Source organism: Gluconobacter sp. DsW_056, assembly GCF_002153595.1.
Lineage (GTDB): Bacteria > Pseudomonadota > Alphaproteobacteria > Acetobacterales > Acetobacteraceae > Gluconobacter > Gluconobacter albidus.
Genome location: NZ_JOPF01000002.1, coordinates 153,344 through 172,756, shown reverse-complemented (window position 1 = coordinate 172,756; position 19,413 = coordinate 153,344). Strand labels below are relative to the sequence as shown.

Annotated in this window: 20 protein-coding genes and 1 tRNA gene; 11 read left to right on the top strand and 10 right to left on the bottom strand. The window is 55.9% G+C overall.

Translation table 11 applies throughout. From position 1 onward, the window contains the following. Window positions 1-261: 261 nt before the first annotated feature. The 3 genes from HK22_RS01565 (at window position 262) to HK22_RS01555 (ending at window position 3,146) form a co-directional block, all read left to right on the top strand. Window positions 262-741: a YbaK/EbsC family protein gene (locus tag HK22_RS01565; RefSeq protein WP_062109834.1), complete on the top strand. Its 480-nt coding sequence runs from the start codon at window positions 262-264 to the stop codon at window positions 739-741. A gap of 5 nt (window positions 742-746) precedes the next feature. Beyond that, the gene (locus tag HK22_RS01560) at window positions 747-1,946 is read left to right on the top strand and encodes a DUF2075 domain-containing protein (protein ID WP_086648092.1); all 1,200 of its coding nucleotides are present in this window, start codon (window positions 747-749) and stop codon (window positions 1,944-1,946) included. A gap of 75 nt (window positions 1,947-2,021) precedes the next feature. Then, complete coding sequence (locus HK22_RS01555) at window positions 2,022-3,146, top strand: SMP-30/gluconolactonase/LRE family protein (protein ID WP_086648091.1); 1,125 nt, start codon at window positions 2,022-2,024, stop codon at window positions 3,144-3,146. A gap of 324 nt (window positions 3,147-3,470) precedes the next feature. On the opposite strand, the gene HK22_RS14890 is transcribed toward HK22_RS01555, so the two are convergent. Both HK22_RS14890 and HK22_RS01550 read right to left on the bottom strand, forming a co-directional pair. Further along, entirely contained in the window at window positions 3,471-4,712 is a 1,242-nt protein-coding gene (locus HK22_RS14890) for a hypothetical protein (protein ID WP_143412360.1), read from the bottom strand. 919 nt (window positions 4,713-5,631) lie between these two features. Further along, window positions 5,632-5,717: transfer RNA gene (locus tag HK22_RS01550), tRNA-Tyr, on the bottom strand. A gap of 68 nt (window positions 5,718-5,785) precedes the next feature. Between HK22_RS01550 and rlmB the strand changes: the two genes are divergently transcribed. Next, window positions 5,786-6,634 (top strand): 23S rRNA (guanosine(2251)-2'-O)-methyltransferase RlmB, encoded by an 849-nt coding sequence (rlmB, locus tag HK22_RS01545; RefSeq protein WP_198945449.1) that lies wholly within the window; start codon window positions 5,786-5,788, stop codon window positions 6,632-6,634. Between the two features lie 48 nt (window positions 6,635-6,682). Here the strand turns inward: rlmB and HK22_RS01540 are convergent, their stop codons facing one another. Beyond that, window positions 6,683-7,768, bottom strand: coding sequence for an alkene reductase (locus tag HK22_RS01540; RefSeq protein ID WP_086648090.1), 1,086 nt, complete (start codon window positions 7,766-7,768; stop codon window positions 6,683-6,685). A gap of 96 nt (window positions 7,769-7,864) precedes the next feature. Between HK22_RS01540 and HK22_RS01535 the strand changes: the two genes are divergently transcribed. Beyond that, entirely contained in the window at window positions 7,865-8,164 is a 300-nt protein-coding gene (locus HK22_RS01535; RefSeq protein WP_062108539.1) for a helix-turn-helix transcriptional regulator, read from the top strand. Between the two features lie 8 nt (window positions 8,165-8,172). Here the strand turns inward: HK22_RS01535 and HK22_RS01530 are convergent, their stop codons facing one another. Then, on the bottom strand, window positions 8,173-8,649 hold the full coding sequence (locus HK22_RS01530; protein WP_086648089.1) for a TspO/MBR family protein: 477 nt from the start codon (window positions 8,647-8,649) through the stop codon (window positions 8,173-8,175). 64 nt (window positions 8,650-8,713) lie between these two features. After that, the gene (locus tag HK22_RS01525; RefSeq protein ID WP_077803225.1) at window positions 8,714-9,088 is read right to left on the bottom strand and encodes a hypothetical protein; all 375 of its coding nucleotides are present in this window, start codon (window positions 9,086-9,088) and stop codon (window positions 8,714-8,716) included. Here HK22_RS01525 and HK22_RS01520 point away from each other — a divergent pair. Next, a complete protein-coding gene (locus tag HK22_RS01520; protein WP_062108543.1) occupies window positions 9,087-10,055 on the top strand; it encodes an RluA family pseudouridine synthase in 969 nt (322 codons plus the stop codon). The two genes, HK22_RS01525 and HK22_RS01520, sit on opposite strands and share 2 nt — an antisense overlap. A 244-nt stretch (window positions 10,056-10,299) precedes the next feature. Then, window positions 10,300-11,193 carry an RNA polymerase sigma factor RpoH gene (gene rpoH, locus HK22_RS01515; protein ID WP_062029416.1) on the top strand — a complete coding sequence of 298 codons (894 nt, stop codon included), beginning with the start codon at window positions 10,300-10,302 and terminating at the stop codon, window positions 11,191-11,193. A 322-nt stretch (window positions 11,194-11,515) separates the two neighbouring features. On the opposite strand, the gene HK22_RS01510 is transcribed toward rpoH, so the two are convergent. Continuing rightward, on the bottom strand, window positions 11,516-12,730 hold the full coding sequence (locus HK22_RS01510; protein ID WP_086648088.1) for a phosphoglycerate kinase: 1,215 nt from the start codon (window positions 12,728-12,730) through the stop codon (window positions 11,516-11,518). Window positions 12,731-12,733: 3 nt separating this feature from the next. Further along, window positions 12,734-13,756, bottom strand: coding sequence for a type I glyceraldehyde-3-phosphate dehydrogenase (gene gap, locus HK22_RS01505; RefSeq protein WP_062108547.1), 1,023 nt, complete (start codon window positions 13,754-13,756; stop codon window positions 12,734-12,736). A 106-nt stretch (window positions 13,757-13,862) separates the two neighbouring features. Between gap and HK22_RS01500 the strand changes: the two genes are divergently transcribed. Both HK22_RS01500 and HK22_RS01495 read left to right on the top strand, forming a co-directional pair. After that, entirely contained in the window at window positions 13,863-14,396 is a 534-nt protein-coding gene (locus HK22_RS01500) for a hypothetical protein (protein WP_231878089.1), read from the top strand. Window positions 14,397-14,525: 129 nt separating this feature from the next. Then, on the top strand, window positions 14,526-14,825 hold the full coding sequence (locus HK22_RS01495) for a hypothetical protein (RefSeq protein WP_086648087.1): 300 nt from the start codon (window positions 14,526-14,528) through the stop codon (window positions 14,823-14,825). Between the two features lie 12 nt (window positions 14,826-14,837). Here the strand turns inward: HK22_RS01495 and HK22_RS01490 are convergent, their stop codons facing one another. After that, window positions 14,838-15,872 (bottom strand): exodeoxyribonuclease VII large subunit, encoded by a 1,035-nt coding sequence (locus HK22_RS01490; protein ID WP_086648086.1) that lies wholly within the window; start codon window positions 15,870-15,872, stop codon window positions 14,838-14,840. A gap of 93 nt (window positions 15,873-15,965) precedes the next feature. Between HK22_RS01490 and HK22_RS01485 the strand changes: the two genes are divergently transcribed. After that, window positions 15,966-16,364 carry a DUF4186 domain-containing protein gene (locus tag HK22_RS01485; RefSeq protein ID WP_086648085.1) on the top strand — a complete coding sequence of 133 codons (399 nt, stop codon included), beginning with the start codon at window positions 15,966-15,968 and terminating at the stop codon, window positions 16,362-16,364. Window positions 16,365-16,501: 137 nt separating this feature from the next. Next, window positions 16,502-17,605: a linear amide C-N hydrolase gene (locus tag HK22_RS01480; protein WP_086648084.1), complete on the top strand. Its 1,104-nt coding sequence runs from the start codon at window positions 16,502-16,504 to the stop codon at window positions 17,603-17,605. A gap of 4 nt (window positions 17,606-17,609) precedes the next feature. Here HK22_RS01480 and HK22_RS01475 read toward each other — a convergent pair whose 3' ends face one another. Continuing rightward, entirely contained in the window at window positions 17,610-18,908 is a 1,299-nt protein-coding gene (locus HK22_RS01475) for an amino acid permease (RefSeq protein WP_062108557.1), read from the bottom strand. Window positions 18,909-18,945: 37 nt separating this feature from the next. Further along, entirely contained in the window at window positions 18,946-19,407 is a 462-nt protein-coding gene (locus tag HK22_RS01470; protein WP_062031049.1) for an Lrp/AsnC family transcriptional regulator, read from the bottom strand. Window positions 19,408-19,413: the final 6 nt, after the last annotated feature.

Below are 19,413 nucleotides of genomic sequence, written 5' to 3'. Positions count from 1 at the left end.
CGGCCAGCAATCTCTTTAGCGTTAAACAATAACGAAAAAAACGTCATGTGTCTCATGAATAACGATACATCTCGCAACTCCGGGTCAGCCTAGCGCAGAACGGGCCGCCTCTTTCCAGCATCCGTCATGTTGCCAACCCGCCTCCGCGCGCCCATACAGGCAACACGATACTGCAGGTCCCACCTGGGATGGCCTCGCTGATTTTTGCTGGAATTCAGCCGCCCGGCGTATATGGCCTGCTTCTGGAAACGGAGCACGCACATGACCCGAGAAACAGCCGCAACCGTTTTCCTGATGGCCCGGAACATTCCCTTCAGCATTCATGATTATGACTATGCCCCTAATGGCGGTCTGATCGGAATGCAGGCTGCGGATGCGATCGGCGTGCCACCTGAAGACGTGCTCAAGACGCTGGTTGTCGAAGTGGACAAGAAACAGGCGGTCTGCGTCGTGGCCCCTGCGCATCAGCGCATGAATCTCAAGAAGGTCGCCGCCCTGTTCGACGGGCGCAATGCCCGCATGATGAGCCCTGAAAAGGCGCATGATCTAACCGGCTTCGAGTCCGGTGGAACCAGCCCGTTCGGATCGAAAACGCCGATCCCGGTCGTCCTGTCACAGGACGCAATGCCGCGTGCGCATGTCTACATCAATGCGGGCGGTCAGGGGCTGGTCGTGCGGATCACGCCCGCGGATGCGCAGCGCGCCACGGATGCCACGGTTGCCGATATCGCCGCAGACTGAGCCCCATGAGCGTTTCCGACAATGCTGCAACGCGCAAGCTCTCTCCCGAGCTTGCACTGTCCGGACCACAGATGGATCTGCTGCATCGCGTGGTTTCATTCTGCGAATGCCACCGAAAGGACGACAGCGCCCTTTTCATTATTGCAGGCGTGGCAGGCACAGGAAAAAGCGTCGTCCTGAATGCGATCTTCAATACGCTTCAGACCCGGGCGCGGAGCGGCTCACCTGCCGATCCACTGAAGGATCTGCGGAACATGCTGATCGTCAACCATCCGGAAATGCTCAAGCTCTATCGCAACATCGCGGCCACGATGCCAAACCTGCGCAAAAGCGATTACGAGCGCCCGACAACGTTCATCAATGAATCCGCAAAGACCGGAAAACACGCAGATATCGTTCTGGTGGACGAAGCGCACCTGCTCTTGACGCGACCAGACCGGTACAATCATTTTTCCCAGCAGAACCATCTGGAGGAACTCCTGCGCTGGGCACGGATCGTGGTGGTCGTGTTTGATCCGTTACAGGTACTGAAATTCAAGAGCCACTGGTCTACCGATCTTCTTGAGAGCTTCCGCAAAGGCCGTCCCTCCGAAACCTTCCATCTCGAAACCCAGTTCCGTGTTGCGGCCAGTCAGGCCACGTGGTCGTGGATTGATGCTCTGGGACAGGGCAGGATCCTGCCACGCCCGCAAGATCCGGGCTTCGATCTGCGGATCTATGACGACTGTGCGAAGCTTTACGCGGATCTGCGTGACTGCAACGCAAAACACGGCCTCTGTCGTCTGCTCTCGACCTATGACTATCCCTACACGCTCAATGGTGAAGACCATTTCATCACCGAAGGTGCTTTCCATCTGCGCTGGGACCGCTCCCTGCCAAGCGAAAAACTGCCCTGGGCCGAGCGCCCCGATACGATTGACGAGGTGGGGTCTGTCTATACCATTCAGGGGTTCGACCTGAATTATGCCGGCGTCATCCTTGGGCCTTCACTCTTTTACGACGCAGAACACGACCAGATCGGCGTACGGCCAGAGCGGTATGAAGACACCGCGGCCTTTCAAGGGCGAAAGGGGATCACTGCACCCGAAGAAGCAAAAAAGCGCGTTATTCTCAACGCCCTGAACGTCATCCTCACGCGCGGCATTCATGGGCTGTTCCTGTATGCCCATGATCCTGCCCTGCGAAACCGGCTCCTGCAACGCTGATCTTCCGTATTCACGTGGGCGTGGGTTGTCATGGCGCAGCCATTCTGTTCCTTTACCGGTAAAGGAGACTTAACCATGGCTCGTCAGACATTTCTGGCTTTCGCTTTCAGCGTCGGTATTTCAGCTCTCACCACCGCGTCCCCTCTTCTCGCCGCAGAAACCGTGGACAAAGGCACGCTTTCATCCGGCAATGTGCAGGTCATCGGACGGTTTTCCAACGCCCAGCCCTCCGGCATTGCCGTTCTGCCTGATGGGCGCATGGTGCTCGGCTTCCCCCGCAGCGCCCATGAACATTCGGGGCCCAGACTTGCGCTGTATGCGAAAGGCAAGCTGACCCCCTTCCCCGATGCCGCCTCACAGGAGCAGTTCGTCTCTCCGCTTGGCATGACGGTGGATGCCAACGGACAGCTCTGGGTGCTGGATGAAGGCATGGTGGCTGGCACGGGAACCGTGGCGGGTGCACAGAAGCTGTTCCGGATAGACCCCGCCAACGGGAAAATCGCGCAGGTTATCCCGCTTGGCGCTCCGGCACTTCTGCCAGACAGCCACCTCAATGACGTCCGCATTGACCTGACCCATGGCAAAGCGGGCAGCGCGTTCATTTCGGACACTTCCGTCGATGTGCATCCCGCACTGATTGTCGTCGATCTGGCTACAGGACATCAGCGTCGCATTCTCGCGGACACGGTCTCAGTCATGCCCGTCCAGGGCTTTGTGGCCATGATGGATGGCGTGACAGGGCGCTATGATCCAGCACATGCCATCGTCCCTCAGGGCGGGGTGAACGGCATTGCCATCAGTCCCGATCAGCAGACGCTTTACTGGCAGCCGCTGAGCAGCCGCCGCCTCTATTCCGCGCCCACCGCCGTCCTGTCCGATCCAAAAATCAGCGAAACCGATCTGGAGCGGGCCGTAAAGGATGAAGGCGAAACCGGGATGAGCGATGGCATAGCCACCGGCCCGGATGGATCGCTCTACATCACGGATAACGAACGTCACGCAATCCTGAGACATCGTCCTGACGGTCAGATCTCGGTCGTTGCCCATGATCCGCGCCTGACTGAACCCGATGGCCTAACCTACGCCAATGGCGCGTTCTACGGCACAGTTGGGCAGTGGGCGCGTCTGCCGGTATTTCATGACGGTAAAGACCTCGAAGTCATGCCATATATTGTCGTGAAGATCGCGCCTCTTGACTGAAACCACATTCCCACCGGAGGCGCTCCCCAGCCCTCCGGCACTGCCATTCAATAACTTCTGCAATCCTTCCCGATCCAGCCGGGGAATGCATGAAAGAGCAATTTCAGAGAGGCCAAAGTTCTCTTCCAGAATTTTTACCGCTCTGTATTCGTAAATCGCATACCTTTATCGACTGAAAATCCAAAACCAACCCGGAATAGAAAACACAGAGACACCTGCTCATACCGACAAAATCATTTTACCATAGAGTATTCTTAAGGCGCCAAAAATTAAAACCATATAATCATTACAATATAGTATTCAGTTAGTAAATATATATGTTAATCAAACATCCTTAATCCTAAATATTTTTCTGATTTTTCTGCCAAAAGATAAAGCATGATTACTTTTCTGATGTTTTTTATTTAAATTTATAGCCGAAAAAATATTTATTTTGTCATTGAAACTCAATTTCCCAAAATAATTTATAAAAAAATCTTCCGAAAAAGGAATTTTTATATAATTTTTCCCAATTTTGTTAATTTCCGCACCAATTATTTCGTAATCGACCTCTATATAATCACAGTCATAAAAACAAAAACATTTCCTTTGTTCAATATTTACAACAACAGGAGAAAATCTACTATCTTCAAATGGTGTCTCTGACCAGAAAAAACCCGAAATCGAATAAAAAAAACTCATCATGTAACCATGCTTATTGAGAATAAGAAATAAATCCTTACTTTCTTTATATGGAATAAAATTATAAACAAAAGAATAGTAATTTTTATATATATCTTTATCATTAAAATAGATCTGATTTTTAATACATATTTTTGATTTTTCAGAAATAGTAAATTCAAGATAATAGTTAAGTATATTCTCAAGTATTTTTTTTGTAGACAATAGACTTCCCTCCCCCAATTCACCACGAATCACAGAACTTATGATTTTTCTTTTTTCAAGATAATATAATGATAAATGTCCTATACCCGGGAGAATTATTGTATTTATTTTATTTAAATATTTATCTATTAAATAAAATGTCTTGACGTCATCTTTAATCGATAAATCAAGTATTACTATAAATTTATCTTGTTTCTTTGGCGAAAGATGTGATATTTTAACGTTTTTAAGGCAGTAATTTTCTATGTAGCTACTGTTTAATTTATCAAACAGTAGCCTCTCTTCACTATCATTTAAATTCATTTCGCTTTCTGATAAAGATAAATATGGGCTACATACAATACACAAGTCCACTTCTATATATGTTGAAATATAAAATGCAAAAAATCCTCCCATAGAATGACTAATTATTATTATGCGAGAAAAATTGCTTAGAAAGCTTTTTAGAAAATCAAGCGCAGATTCAGTAGAGTTATTTATGAAGAAATCTCTTTTTTTATTAGTTATTCCCAAAATATTGAAATCTTCAAAACTATCCTCTAATAGAATATATTTATCAGCTTCATCTTCATGGCCTATACCGCTTATTGATATGATAATTGTATCTTTTATACTTTTTGCCGTTAAATTTCCTTTTGAAGGAGAAAAATTTATTGACATAAAATCATTATGGAAAATCATATTTTCTCCATTTATAAAATAAATATTTATATTATTATATAAATAATCATTAACCATGATATAATTAGAAATTTATTTATACATTTTATGTAAAGATTTATGAATAACCGGCGCATTCCACAAAATGCATTATTTCTTTTGATTATATTTATATCTGAATCTTTCTAGATTTAGAAACGATCGTAAGGCAATCGAGTTCCTTAAAACTAGTCCATGAAAATATTTTTATTTAAATCCGTGCTGATGGAAAATAACCTCATTAAACTCCTAAATCACATGCTATCAGTTACGAATCGAACATGAATGCTCGATTTTTTTGGCTGCATAAGATACTGTGCACTAATTGTGTATGTTATAAACACTTAAATAATAGAAATTATATTATAATAAATACAATTTAGTTTCAACTACTGACAAACTTTCTTCACTCTTAAACCGCTATTGTTTTGACCAATCAGATAACGTGTAGGTCTTAGAGTCTATTTTTAATAAATTACCTAGAACTATAGATATACTTTTGGGCAAGTAATTATATAATTATTGAAATTCTATAGTTATTTAAGTTATTTCTATTTTTGTTTGTGATATAAAAATAACTAATACAGATCTGCTGCAAGGGGCATGCAGGACTTTCCTGCGTGACGCAATTGCCGAAACCGGAGACGCTTCTCGCTCCCAGTAGCTTGAGAGGCGACATCGCAAAAAAGATCGCATATCACGCGTCTCATTTTCGATTTTCCGCAAGACACGCTCTTGTTTGAAATCGGCCCTTATTGCTGGGTATTCTTTTCCAAAGTCGGCCATCGGCCCGGGAATTATTTCGGTGGAGCCGTACGAGAAAATTATAGAGCCGCCAATGTCATTATGACTAGACTCAGCCCCCTAAGGGGAAAAATCATTAAATTAGATTGAAGAGACCTGGTGGAGAGAGTTGGATTCGAACCAACGTAGGCGTACGCCAGCGGATTTACAGTCCGCCCCCTTTAGCCACTCGGGCACCTCTCCGGGTCGGCGGTTCAGATATGGCGGATTGACGGCTATGTCAATCGCCTGTTGTCGATTATATGCTTTTTATGGCCAGAAGATCTCCCTCCCGTTCCGCCCCCGACCGTTCCACGGATCGCTCCTCCCCTCCTTCCGCACACGCTGAGCAGCCGTCTCGCTCATCCAGTGAGCGCTCTGGCGGCCGCGGTGGCCGATCCGGTCGTGGCCATGCCGGCAATTCCGGTTCCGGCTACTGGATTTATGGGCATCATGCCGTACAGGCGGCTCTTGCCAATCCTGAGCGGGTCATCCATGATTTTCTGGCGACGCGCGAAGCTGCGACATCTTTTGAAGGTGCCTCACACAAGCCGCAGATCGTGGACCGTGAGCGCCTCGACAAGCTCTGTGAGCGCGATGCCGTGCATCAGGGTGTCTGCCTGAGGGTTGAGCCTCTGGAAACGCTTGCCATTCCCGATATCGTTGAACGGACAGGACCGGTTCTGGTGCTGGATCAGGTGACGGATCCGCGCAATATCGGCGCCATTCTCAGATCTGCTGCGGCTTTCGGGGCGGCTGCCCTCCTCGTTCAGGATCGCAATGCCCCCCAGGAAAGTGGCGCCATGGCGAAAGCAGCCTCAGGCGCCCTCGACGTCGTTCCCATCCTGCGTGAGGTCAACCTCTCCCGCGCGCTTCAGGCACTTCAGGCTGAGAATTTCTGGGTTGTTGGTCTGGATGCCGGGGGCACACGGCTCGACGGAAAGGGGTTCGCCGGACGTCGTGTGGCACTGGTTCTCGGAGCTGAAGGAGCCGGACTGCGCCGTCTGACGCGCGAAACCTGTGACGAAATCGCCAGCGTCTACATGCCCGGCGAAATGGAAAGCCTCAACGTCTCCAACGCTGCGGCCGTTGCGCTGTACGAACTCGTACGGCCAGTCTGACTGGCAGTCCGGGAGCCACCACGACGGCTCCCGGACTGCTTCAAGGATTCAGTTAGGGCCCGATGTAGCGGACGGATAATCGATGTATCCTTCTGCCCCCTGGCTGTACCAGGTCTTCATATTGTCTGGATCAAGGGCGATGCCGCGCGCAAAACGCTCCGGCAGGTCGGGATTCGAGATGAACTTCCGACCAAAGGCAATCGCGTCAGCATAGCCTTGTATCAGAGCTTCCTGCGCCGTCTCGAACGTATAGTCCTGATTGAGGACCAGCGGGCGGGTAAAGACCTTGCGGATCTGTGGAGACAGTTTGGGCTGATCCGTCTTGCCGAAAGTTCCGTCCGGACCCGGTTCGCGCAGTTCGAGCCAGGCGACGCCCAGATCCTGAAGCAGTCTGGCGGCCGGCACAAAAACCGTCTCCGGTGCGCTGTCGATGCAGCCCTGCGTATCGCCATTCGGTGACAGGCGAACACCTGTGCGTTCCGCGCCGATCGCACCAATCACACGTTCGGTCACTTCACGCAGGAGCCGGATGCGGTTTTCCGGCGAACCCCCATAGTCATCGGTGCGAAGATTCGTCCCGTCCCTCAGGAATTCGTCAATGAGGTAGCCATTGGCCGCATGGATCTGCACACCGTCGAAACCCGCACGGATGGCGTTGTGTGCAGCAGTCTCGTAATCGTTCAGGATGCGGCTGATATCGGCGGCATCAATGGCACGCGCCTGTTCGTAGGGCTTTTTGCCTTCATAGGTATGAACCTCACCCGGAGCGGTGGTCGCGGAAGCCGAAACGGGCTGCGTCCCCGTGACGGAAGAATGGACCATCCGCCCCATATGCCAGAGCTGACAGACGATCTTGCCGCCTTTGGCGTGAACCGCGGCCACGATCGGCTTCCAGGCCTCGACCTGCTCATCCGACCAGATGCCCGGGGCAAACGGCCAGCCCAGCCCCTCGCGGGAAATACCCGTGGCTTCGGTGATGATCAGTCCAGCACTGCTGCGCTGGGCGTAGTATTCCGCCATGATCGGCGTCGGAACGGCGTTTCTGTCGGCGCGCGCACGCGTCAGCGGAGACATCAGAATCCGGTTCTTTGCATGAATGGGACCGAAATCAATCGAATCGAACAGCGTTGGCATCCTGTTTTTCCTTCAATGGACTGATCACCATATTGTTCGATAAAATTCGAACAAAGCAAGTGTTGCGATAAAACTTCAGGAAAGGGATAAGACCTCATGGCTGCCTACGACCATCCCGACCCCGCGACATTCGAACTGATTCTTGTGCTGCGCGCGCTGGCTGATCCTGCGCGTCTGGACATCGTGCGGCATCTGGGCCGGGTGGGAGAGGCCAACTGCGCCACGCTGATCGGGACGCGGCCCAAATCCAGCATGTCGCACCATTTTCAGGTCCTGCGTGAAAGCGGCGTCCTGCGAACGCGCATCGAAGGCGTGCAGCACCGCAATTCCCTGCGGCTTGCCGAGCTTGACGCACGGTTTCCCGGACTGATGACGGCCATTCTGAACGCAGCCTGAGGACGGCTTCAGTTCGTGCGCCAGATTTCTTCGTGAATGCAGGTAGCAAAAATCAGCCAGACGAAAAACGGCACCTGCATTGAGGCAGCCTTGCAGTCCACCTTGTGCGCCGCACAGATCGAAGCCCCGGACGTCATGATCAGGCCAACACAGATGGCCAGACCCGTTCCCAGCTGTCGTTTGCGGAACACGAAGAACGGAAAGCCTGCCACACCGGTAACACACAGGGCCCAGAGGATCAGCGCTGCCGTCCTGCAACAGGACTTCTCGGCCCGCAGGAGTCGATAGCCCGACCAGGCCAGAAGCCCGTCCAGAATCGTCCAGACGATGCCATAGACCGGACCGGGCGGATTGAAATGCGGCTTGTTCAGCCGCTCGTACCACCGGCGGGTAGACGCATCATCCGCCGGGCTGATTTCACGCGAGGCGTACTGCACCCCAAAAACCGTGCCGACGGCCAAGGCCGCATCAATCAGACGTCCCATTATCCGGTATCCTTTCTGAATCCTGCCGCCTTAACGCGGAAACACGGCGGCAGGTTCAGACCGGTCAGGGCGAAGACGGCGCAGGCGTTCCGAAATCCAGCTCGGCGGCGATTTTTCCGGCCTCCGGGTTCCACAACAGCACCCGGTCGCTTCCGGTACCGCTGAGCGTTACGGCCATCAGACCGTCAGGGCGCGCTGTAACCGCCGTAATGTGCTCACCCGCCCCGAGCGGAAGAGCCAGACGCGAGAAGCCTCCCTCAACCAGCGGCACAGTTGCCGTGACGCTCGGGCGTGGATGCAGGAAGCGGTAGGCAATCACGCCGATCAGCCCGAAAACGGCCGCGATAATCAGCACGCCCATCAAAATTACAGCGGCCAGAAGCGCTTTTGGTGTGTGCGACTCGCTGTTCGCCATTTCCTCGGCTACACCCTGTGTCATGTCTGATCCTGTTTCCCCATTCCGTCTTGTTGTCGATGCGTCCACGGCTGGCCAGAGGGCCGACCGCGCGCTGGCGGACGCCATCGGCACGGTTTCCCGCTCCCGGGTCAAGGCCCTGATTGAAAGCAGCAATCTTTCCGTCAATGGAAAGACGGTCTGCGAACCGGCGGAAACGCTGCGTGACGGCATGGAACTGCTGCTGACATTCCCGGCGCCCACCCCTGCCCGCCCTATCGCCGAGCAGATCCCGCTCAACATCCTTTATGAAGACGACGACCTGATCGTGCTCGACAAGCAGGCCGGGCTCGTCACGCATCCGGCGCCCGGAAACGAGACCGGCACACTGGTCAACGCCCTGCTGGGCCATTGCGGCGAAGGATTCGAGGGGATTGGCGGCGAGAAGCGTCCGGGAATCGTGCATCGTCTGGACAAGGACACGTCCGGTCTGATGGTCGTGGCCAAGACGGCCATGGTCCATAATGCCCTGTCCGAAGCCTTTGCCGCCCGTGACATCGACCGCGCCTATCTGGCCCTCGCCTGGGGGCTGCTGCCGCTGGAAGGCGAGTTCGACGGCAACATCGGCCGCGACAAGCGGGACCGCAAACGCATGGCGGTCGTGGGCAATGGCGGCAAGGTCGCCCTGACACGTTTTAGGCTGATCGAACCCTATCAGGCGGCCGTGTCCCTGATCGAATGTCGCCTCGCCACTGGACGGACCCATCAGATCCGTGTTCACCTTTCGAATGCAGGCCATCCCCTGCTCGGTGATCCGGTCTATCTGCGCCGGATTCCCGCAGCGGCGCGCGGTCTGTCACAGGATGCGAAGGAAGCGGCGCTCGATTTTCCCCGTCAGGCGCTTCATGCAACCCGACTCGGATTTATCCACCCGCGGACGAAAAAACAGCTTTCGTTCGAAACTGCCCCCCCTGAAGACTTCCAGGCCTTGAAAAAGCGACTGATCGGCTAAACCTTAAAAGGCCATTGACTTTTTTGGCTGAGCCTGTCATAAACCACCCATCCGACGAGCTGACGCGCCGCCGGAACGGATCGTACCACCAGAGGTCGCCCAGTCCGGGGGCTGACGGTCGGGGACGTGAAAGTCCTTCCCAATGCGTCACCTGGGTCAGACGGAACTATCCCGTCGCCGGTCCGTATGAGTCTCCATCTCATCCGGATGCGGGTTAAGCCCCGGGCGAAAGGAGTCGAAGACCATGGCATCCCCAGCCGTCATTTCAGTGGGTCCCGAGAACAATCTCACCCGCTACCTTCAGGAAATCCGCAAATTCCCCCTGCTGACCCCGCAGGAAGAGCTCGATCTCTCCCGCCAGTGGCGCAAAAACGAGGATACGAGCGCGGCACACCGCCTCGTCACGTCCCATCTGCGCCTCGTAGCCAAGATCGCCATGGGCTATCGCGGCTACGGCCTGCCGGTGAACGAACTCATCAGCGAGGGCAATATCGGCATGATGCAGGCCGTCCGCCGCTTCGATCCGGAGCGCGGCTTCCGCCTTGCCACCTATGCCATGTGGTGGATCCGTGCCGCCATGCAGGAATACATCCTGCACAGCTGGTCGCTGGTGAAGATCGGTACGACTGCTTCGCAGAAGAAGCTGTTCTTCAACCTGCGTCGTCTGAAAGGGCAGATGCAGGCCATTGATGATGGCGATCTGAAGCCGGAGCAGGTCAACTCGATTGCGACCACCCTTGGCGTGCCGGAACAGGACGTCATGTCCATGAACCAGCGTCTGGCCGCGCCGGACCACAGCCTGAACGCGCCCCTGCGTATTGATGGCGAGGGCGAGTGGCAGGACTGGCTCGTGGACGACCACGAGAACCAGGAACAGACCTACGCTGCATCCGAGGAGTTCACAGGCCGCAAGGCGCTTCTGGATCAGGCCATGATGACGCTGAATGAGCGTGAGCGTCATATCCTGAGCGAACGTCGCCTGAAGGAAGAGCCTTCCACGCTGGAAGACCTTTCCCATCACTATAACGTCTCGCGCGAACGTATCCGTCAGATCGAAGCCCGCGCCATGGAGAAGCTCCAGAAAGCCATGGCGGCTGAAGTCGAACATCGCCGCCGCGAAAACGGGCTTCAGGCCTGAAGCGACACATCACAAAAACGCCCGTCGGGATATCCCGGCGGGCGTTTTTGTGACAGGCTAACTGAACCATACCTGTCCTGCATCATCTAACATTTCAGAAATAGGGCGTCTGGTCAGGCTTTGAGGGTGACAGAAGCATCCCCGCTGGACGCCCGCTGCGAATGGATTCTCCCGTAGATGGTGGTGCCGGCGCTGTCGGCGGCTGGTCGTAAGCCTGACAGCCCGCAAGACCACATAATAGAAGGCAGGCGGAGAGCACTCTTTTCCACATCGCCACTTCTCCATAAAAAAGGCCGGGAAGGTTTCCCCTCCCGGCTTTTTTTCAGGTGAGCCCCAGATCGTGGCCCGCGGAACGAAGAACCTCGATCCCCGGAAGAATCTTGCCTTCCAGCCATTCGAGGAAAGCCCCGCCAGCGGTGGAGACATAGGTCATCTTGTCTACAACGCCTGCATGACGCAGGGCCGAGACCGTATCGCCACCACCGGCGATCGTCTTGAGCTTGCCTTCTTCCGTCAGCTGCGCGGCATACTGCGCAACCTCGACCGTTGCCTTGTCGAAAGGCGCAATCTCGAACGCACCCAGCGGCCCATTCCAGACCAGCGTCTTGAGCGTATCCAGACGCTCGCGGATCAGCGCGACCGTGCGCGGACCGGCATCGAGGATCATGGCATCGTCCGGGACTTCGCCGATCAGACAGGTCTCGGTCGGGACATTAGCCTTGAACTCACGTGCCACGACCGCATCGACGGGCAGGATGATCTCGCAGCCTTTTTCCTGCGCAAGATGGGCAATCTTGCGCGCCGTCTCGTGCATGTCGGCTTCCTGCAGGGACTTACCCACATTCATGCCTTCAGCCGCGAGGAACGTGTTGGCCATCGCCCCTGTGATGAACAGCGTGTCCACCTTCTCGATGACATTCCCGATCAGGTCGAGCTTCGTCGAGATCTTGGAACCGCCAATGATCGCACCGACCGGGCGCTCCGGGTTCTCCAGAGCAGCCGACAGCGCACTCAGTTCCGCCTGCATCAGACGCCCGGCAAAGGACGGCAGATCCCGTGCCACGCCTTCGGTCGAGGCATGGGCACGGTGTGCGGCCGAGAACGCGTCGTTGACGAAAATGTCGCCATTCTGTGCCAGAGCCTTGGCGAACGCCGGGTCATTTGCCTCTTCACCCGCATGAAAGCGCGTGTTTTCGAGAACGATGATGTCCCCGTCCGCCATCGCACCCACGGCGGCTTCCACGGTCGGACCAACACATTCGGCCACGAAACCGACCGGCTGGCCGAGGATCTGACCGAGCTTCAGCGCGATCGGACGTAGTGACAGAGCCGGGACGACCTGCCCCTTGGGGCGGTCGAAATGGCTGAACACCACGACGCGCGCACCTTTGTCGGCCAGTTCGCGGATCGTGGGCGCGACCCGTTGCAGGCGGGTATCATCGGTGATGACGCCGTCATGCATCGGGACGTTGAGGTCGGCGCGGACCAGCACGCGCTTGCCGCGTGCGTCCACACCATCAAGGGTGCGGAAGGCCATCACTCAGAGGCTCCCGAACAGGGCTGCCGTATCGGCCATACGGTTGGAGAAGCCCCACTCGTTGTCGTACCAGGAGCAGACGCGCACCATCTTGCCGCCATCGACGAGGACCGTCTGCGTCGCATCGAAGATCGACGACGCCTTGTCATGGTTGAAGTCGGAGCTGACGAGCGGCGCCGTGTTGTACTCGAGAATACCCTTCAGGGACCCTTCGAGCGAAGCGGCACGGATGGCTTCGTTGACGGCTTCGGCGGAAGCCGGAGCGCGCGTCGGGACGAAATCCAGAGAAACGACCGAGACATTTGGGGTTGGAACGCGGATGGAGGTTCCGTCCAGCTTGCCCTTCAGATGCGGCAGAACCAGACCGACGGCCTTGGCAGCTCCCGTGGACGTCGGGATCATGTTCAGCGCGGCGGCCCGGGCGCGGCGCGGGTCCTTGTGCAGGGTATCCACCGTGCGCTGGTCGCCCGTGTAAGAATGGATCGTGACCATGTAGCCACATTCGATCCCGAAGGCCTTGTCCAGAACGGAGGCCACGGGCGCCAGGCAGTTCGTGGTGCAGGACGCGTTGGAAATGATCTTCATGTCCGGCGTCAGGACATCATTGTTCACACCGAACACGATCGTCGCATCAACGTCTGTCGCGGGAGCGGAAATGACGACGCGCTTGGCACCGGCTTCCAGCAGTGCCGAAGCCTTTTCGCGGGACGTGAAGAGGCCCGTGCATTCCATCGCCACATCGACGCCCTGGAACGGGACCTGTGCCGGGTTGCGCTCGGCGGATACCGTGATCGGACCATAGGTGCGGCCATTGGCTTCGATGATCAGGCTGTTGCCCTCGGCGCGAACGGTTCCAGGAAGGCGGCCATGCGTGCTGTCATAAGCCAGAAGATGCGCGTTGGCCTCGACGGAACCCAGATCGTTGATGGCGACAACCTCGACATCCGTGCGACCGCTCTCGATGATGCCACGCAGCACCAGCCGTCCGATCCGTCCGAAACCGTTGATCGCGATTTTTACAGCCATGACCTGCCCTACTCCGTTTCTTGAAAACTCGGGCATCCTCCATAGCACCGCCACAGCAGAGCGACAGGGGGCATCAACAGTTTTTCATTAAGTTGACTCTATAATCTTGCTCAAACCCTCCGTTCCTGCGACGGTTCCGCGCGATATGGCACCATTCGTCCGACATTTCCGTTCGCAGCGGGGCTTTGTCCCGCACTCAGCACTCCTGATGGGTGGGCTGCTTCTGGCAACCCCCCTGCTGTCAGGGTGCAAGCTGCTGGACCAGCGCACGTTCAATCCGGACGCAGGCAAGCCCCCTCACCCCTTTATCCCGCCCGCGCCTCCGGGACCGCCGCCGCACGCTCCGTTCCTGTCCATTCCGGACGGCACCCCGGAATCCGAGTACGGCCCCATTGTCGAACGCGCCGCGAAAGCCGCCCTGTCGCGCAAGGCAAATGTCCTGTTCATCGTGCAGGCCTTCGCGCCGCCCCAGCCCAGCCCGGATACGCAGGCACAGGCGCTGACGGACGTGACCGACCATCTGGCAGCGGGCGTTGCCGCCCATATCGAAAAGGCGGGCGCCCAGTCCATCCAGATCGAAATGCATGCGATGACTGATCCGTCGGCCACAAAACCCTTCGTCCGCGTGGACGTGCGCTGAGCTTCCGCTGTATGCGAGCACTCCTTTCAATCCGGCGGGCACTGCATCAGGTGGTTTGGTTCCAAATTGACCACGATTGCTCCGGCTGCTACGGATTTTAAGGTTGCTCAGGAAAAGAGGTCCGAGGCCATGTCAAGAACAGACGCTCTGCTTGCCCTGACAGGAATTTCCGGTGTCATCAGCGGTTACATGGGACATATGACTGCTGCCGAACTGGCGCTGGGCATTCTGTATGCAGGTTTCATACTCCGCCTCGGTCAACGGGGCGTTCGGGGCCAACTGACCCTCTTGACCTATATTCTCGCTCTGAACACCGTACTGTTAGAGGGCCATGGGTATGGTCGCCTGGGTCTGTGCCTGTTTCTTGGAGCCATGGCCATCGCCGTTTTGCGGATGACCGGAGCACTCCGCGAAACGTCCACCCCCTGAGACTCTCATTCCTTACAGCAGTCGGGTAAGCAGCAGGCCGATGGCTGCGCCAGTCGCAAGCAGGATCAGCCCGTTGCGCAGGCGTGTTCCGACCGATGCCCGTTCCGGCACGACATCCAACGCCACACTGTCCCGGAGCGCAGCCATTTCTTCCTGCTGCGCACGGGCTTCTTCCTGTTCCTGCCAGACCCGGCCACTCATACGACGGATGTAGTGTCCGGCATCGGCGGGCGTTGTCGCGGCATGATCTACAACGCGCTCGGCGAGCGTACGGTTGGCCGTATGACCCAGCCCCAGAACGCGGTGCGCCGAACAGACGGCCAGCGCTTCCATCACCTGCGGATTTTCAAACACCACGAAATCCGAGGCATCCCCGCCCCCGCGGATCAGGACAATAATCTCCTCCCTGCAGGTGCCAATCGCTTCTGCCAGACGGCCGGGATCGTTCATGGCCGTGGGCAGGCTTCTCACACGTTCCGGGCGCCAGGCTCCCCCGAGCGCCTGAAGGAAGTCTTCCGCCACCAATGCGCTTGAGGCCGCTGAATGGATCAGCAGAAGGCGCGCTTCCGGTCGGGCAGGATAGGGATGCGAGGCGCAGGGCAGCCCCCGTAGAACATCCAGCAGGGATCGCTCGACGCGTTCGACCTTCTGCCGTGCCGGATCATGAAGCTCAACAGCCACTGCCTCGAAACGCAGTACAATCTGCCCCCGGTATTGCCGCGCCCGCAGCATGCCGGTCACATGGACATGATCGCCGGGCCCGACACCCGCCCGCGCCAAAACAGATTTCTGCACTTCCAGCGACAGGGCGGTGCCGAACTGCGGGTCAGTCAGCGGAAGCTGGTAATATTTGGGATAGGAATTGGGCGCGGCATCGCCAAGCTGCCCGGCCACGATCAGCGGGAAGCCCCAGTCGTCGAAAGCAGCACAGATTTCTTCCAGCCGCACAGAGAACAGGTCCTGTACCTGTAGCGGAGAAAGAACCGTCAGTGTTGTCGTGTCTCCTGCCCCGGAAGATGAGCGGGAGCGTCTCGGAAAAGCGTCCATCCGTCACCATATGGAGAAAGAACAAATGTTCTTACAGGGGGCTTGCAGGCTCTCACGCGATTTTTTGCCTGTTTTTCAGAAGGTTGTGGATTAGTGAGCCGTTTCAACCCCCAGGATCTCTTCGAACGTCTCGCCCGATCCCGCTTCCGCTCACGCTTTCATCTGGACGATCAGGCCCGACTCTATCTGGAAAACCGGGGCCTCGACGCCGTTATGGATCATGGAGCGACTTTCGTCGCCGAACGCCTCGCACCCGCACACCCGCAGCGCGATGGCAAACAGACGCCCATGCGCGGTCATCCGGTGTTCATCGCCCAGCATGCCACGGGGGCCTGTTGCAGAAGCTGTCTGTCCAAATGGCACGGCATGGAGCCGGGAAAACCCCTGACGCCCGAGCAGCAGGAACAGATCCTGCTGACTCTCCGAAGCTGGATCGAGCGGGACTTCGGACAAGCCGTTCCCGGAAACCCGGCGCAGGGTGTGCTGTTATAGAAGTGTCGTTTCCGGATCCGGAATATAACTTTACTCGGAATTAAGAGATATTCCGATAAATAACAGGCTCTTATTGAAGATAATTATTTCGGATTATCCACAAAATAATTGCGAAACGTGCTTTTCAGGACAGAATCATGAAAATAATTTCTCTTTCCAATATTATCCTTTCCTCCGCCTTGCTGCTCCCTACCATCGGGCAGGCCTGCTCAAGTCTGGCGATTACAGATAACAAAGGCCATGTCTTTCATGGACGCACGCTGGAATTGCCCGAAGACCTGCCGTCATGGCTGACTTTTTACCCGGCGCAGACGGCATTTCAGAAAAAATCACCCAACGGCAGTGCCGGAGCACATTACAAGTCTCTCTATCCCATCCTGGCGATTACAACGCCCATCTATGAGGATGGCGACGACCATAACATGCTTGAAGGGATGAACGGGGCGGGCCTGTCTTTCAGCGCCAATATGGTGTCGGACGCCACGCTTACTCCGCTTGCGGAGTCAGACTACCGGGAGTCGATCCCCGTGACATCGCTGGGGGAATGGGCACTGGCCAATTTCGCCACCGTGGATGAGGTCCGAAAGGCCGTTGATCAAGGGCATTTCTGGTCCCCCGTCCTGGTCAGACTGGGAGGTGTGAAATCGCCTTTCCATTTTGCGTTTTACGACAAGAACGGCGGAAGCATCGTCGTAGAGGCGCTCAATGGAAAATTCCATGTTTATGACAACCCCACCAAGGTCATGACAAACGGACCGGATTTCCCGTGGCATCTGCAAAACCTGAACAATTATACACAACTGACCAATCAGGACAGATCATCGGCCATTCTGGGAAGCATCAAGGTCGTCCAGCCGGATAGCGGAATTGCGGCTTCGGATCTGCCCTCCTCCGACACTTCTGTAGGGCGCTTCATTCGTGGCGTTTACTACACCAGCTATGCACCCGTGGCCCAGTCATCGGGGGATGCGATCAATATTCTGGCGCACATCATGAACCGGTTCGACCGCATGAAAAACATTACCACCGATACACTGGGCGGCGAGACACAGAAGGCGTCCGGTAAAACCGTTTCCGAATATACTGTCTGGACGGCACTCTCTGACCTCAGCGACGGGGCGATGTTCGTTCGGGGATACAAGGATATCAGTTACAGGAAATTTTCACTTCAGACGTTTCATGACACACCAAAACCGGTCTTTGAAAAAATCAACGACCGGGATCTGGGGGTGCCTTACTAAGTCATCAGTCCAGTCGGCGCCGTGGAACAAAGCGTTCTGCGGCGAAGATCAGCAGCAGCGCGCCGGCGCCGAGAATGATCTGTGAGCGCGTTTCGGGCTGGATCAGCATGGCGATCAGCGTACATGCGATCAGCACCAGCGCCGCATAGGCCTTCCAGGACGACTCCCGCACCAGTTTCAGACGTCCAGCCACAATCATGGTGTTGTTGAACACCATGAACCCGCCCGTCAGACTGACGAGCAGTCCGAAGATCAGGGTTGGCGACAGTACAGCCACAGCCGCGACGAGAACGGAGGCCAGCGCACTCACCAGAATGGCCCGGCGGGGAAGTTTCGTGGATGTATCCACCGTCAGGAACAGCCCTGGCGCAGACCCAGATTCCGCCAGTTCATACAGAATACGCGACGTCACATAGATCCCGGAATTGAGGCTGGACAGCGCTGCCGTCATGACCACGACCGCAAGGGCTACGTCCGCAAACGGCACGTGCAGGCGGTGCAGCACCAGCAGAAACGGCGAATAGCCCGGTACGACATCACTCCACGGTACCAGACAGAGGACCAGCGCGATCGAAACGATGTAGAACCCACCGATCCGCAGCGCGATGGAGCGCGTGGCGCGGACGATGTTCTGTTCCGTATTGTCGGATTCAACGGCTGCAACGGTGGAAATCTCGCTGCCGCCCATGGAAAACAGAATGGTCGGGATGACCGCCAGCAGTGCCAGCCAGCCATGCGGCAGCAGGCCGCCATGCGCGAACAGGTTTTCATGCACTGGAACAGGGCGGCTCAGCAGCGCCCAGACACCGATTCCGATGAAGCAGACGATCGCCAGAACCTTGATGGCCGAGAACCAGTATTCGAATTCCCCGTACCCTTTGACGGACATGAGGTTCACGCCCGTCATCAGGGCCATGATAAGCACCTCAATAACGGCATAAGGCAGCGGAATATAGGGGGCGAGCATTGTCGCGACCGCAATGACCTCCACTGCAATTGCAATGATCCATGTCAGCCAGTACGCCCAGCCCGCGACAAAAGCCGCCCGTGCTCCGAGCGCATACTGGATCTGCCCCAGAAATGAGGCCCGTCCCGGCACTTTTAGCGCCAGATCGCGCATCATCAGATTGACCAGAAACACCAGCGTTCCGGCCAGCGCATAAGAGAGCAGGACCGCAGGGCCACCCAGCGAGAGTGCCGCGGACGCCCCGATAAAATATCCTGCCCCGATCACCCCCCCGAGGGCGATCATGACGACATGGCGCGTACGCAGACTGTGGGCAAGCTGGTCGGGCTGGCTCATGGACAAAAGACTTCCTGCTGTGGACGGGATGGGCGTTTCAGACCGGAAGGTCCCTGTTGTCCGCCAGGGTTTCCATGGTCATGTATGACGTGATGGCATCGAGTTCCACCTTGCTGATGATCTGCTGATACACACGATCGAAATCGTTCATGTCGCAGGCCACCACCTTCAGAAGATAATCGTATTCGCCCGCGATCCGATAAAAATCAACTATGTTCGGTATCGAACCGACAACCTTGCGGAATGTCTCGAACCATTCCCGCGAATGATGGCGCGTGCGCATCAGCACGAAGACCGTCAGGGTCAGGCCCAGCGCGGTCGCATTGAGACGGACCGTATCGTGGGCGATCACGCCATCCTCACGCAGGGCATTCAGCCGTCGCCAGCAGGCATTCTGCGACAGCCCGACCTTTTCGGCGAGTTCACGCTGCGAGGGCGTGCCCTGCTTTTGCAGGATTCTCAGGATCGCTCTATCCGTTTGATCGAGTTTTCTGGCCATATCGCA

Excerpts from the sequence above, each read along its gene's own strand:
- HK22_RS01565 (WP_062109834.1), top strand. The coding sequence starts at position 262 with ATGACCCGAGAAACAGCCGCAACCGTTTTCCTGATGGCCCGGAACATT.
- HK22_RS01560 (WP_086648092.1), top strand. The coding sequence starts at position 747 with ATGAGCGTTTCCGACAATGCTGCAACGCGCAAGCTCTCTCCCGAGCTT.
- HK22_RS01555 (WP_086648091.1), top strand. The coding sequence starts at position 2,022 with ATGGCTCGTCAGACATTTCTGGCTTTCGCTTTCAGCGTCGGTATTTCA.
- HK22_RS14890 (WP_143412360.1), bottom strand. The coding sequence starts at position 4,712 with ATGATTTTCCATAATGATTTTATGTCAATAAATTTTTCTCCTTCAAAA.
- rlmB (WP_198945449.1), top strand. The coding sequence starts at position 5,786 with ATGGCCAGAAGATCTCCCTCCCGTTCCGCCCCCGACCGTTCCACGGAT.
- HK22_RS01540 (WP_086648090.1), bottom strand. The coding sequence starts at position 7,768 with ATGCCAACGCTGTTCGATTCGATTGATTTCGGTCCCATTCATGCAAAG.
- HK22_RS01535 (WP_062108539.1), top strand. The coding sequence starts at position 7,865 with ATGGCTGCCTACGACCATCCCGACCCCGCGACATTCGAACTGATTCTT.
- HK22_RS01530 (WP_086648089.1), bottom strand. The coding sequence starts at position 8,649 with ATGGGACGTCTGATTGATGCGGCCTTGGCCGTCGGCACGGTTTTTGGG.
- HK22_RS01520 (WP_062108543.1), top strand. The coding sequence starts at position 9,087 with ATGTCTGATCCTGTTTCCCCATTCCGTCTTGTTGTCGATGCGTCCACG.
- HK22_RS01525 (WP_077803225.1), bottom strand. The coding sequence starts at position 9,088 with ATGACACAGGGTGTAGCCGAGGAAATGGCGAACAGCGAGTCGCACACA.
- rpoH (WP_062029416.1), top strand. The coding sequence starts at position 10,300 with ATGGCATCCCCAGCCGTCATTTCAGTGGGTCCCGAGAACAATCTCACC.
- HK22_RS01510 (WP_086648088.1), bottom strand. The coding sequence starts at position 12,730 with ATGGCCTTCCGCACCCTTGATGGTGTGGACGCACGCGGCAAGCGCGTG.
- gap (WP_062108547.1), bottom strand. The coding sequence starts at position 13,756 with ATGGCTGTAAAAATCGCGATCAACGGTTTCGGACGGATCGGACGGCTG.
- HK22_RS01495 (WP_086648087.1), top strand. The coding sequence starts at position 14,526 with ATGTCAAGAACAGACGCTCTGCTTGCCCTGACAGGAATTTCCGGTGTC.
- HK22_RS01490 (WP_086648086.1), bottom strand. The coding sequence starts at position 15,872 with ATGGACGCTTTTCCGAGACGCTCCCGCTCATCTTCCGGGGCAGGAGAC.
- HK22_RS01480 (WP_086648084.1), top strand. The coding sequence starts at position 16,502 with ATGAAAATAATTTCTCTTTCCAATATTATCCTTTCCTCCGCCTTGCTG.
- HK22_RS01475 (WP_062108557.1), bottom strand. The coding sequence starts at position 18,908 with ATGAGCCAGCCCGACCAGCTTGCCCACAGTCTGCGTACGCGCCATGTC.
- HK22_RS01470 (WP_062031049.1), bottom strand. The coding sequence starts at position 19,407 with ATGGCCAGAAAACTCGATCAAACGGATAGAGCGATCCTGAGAATCCTG.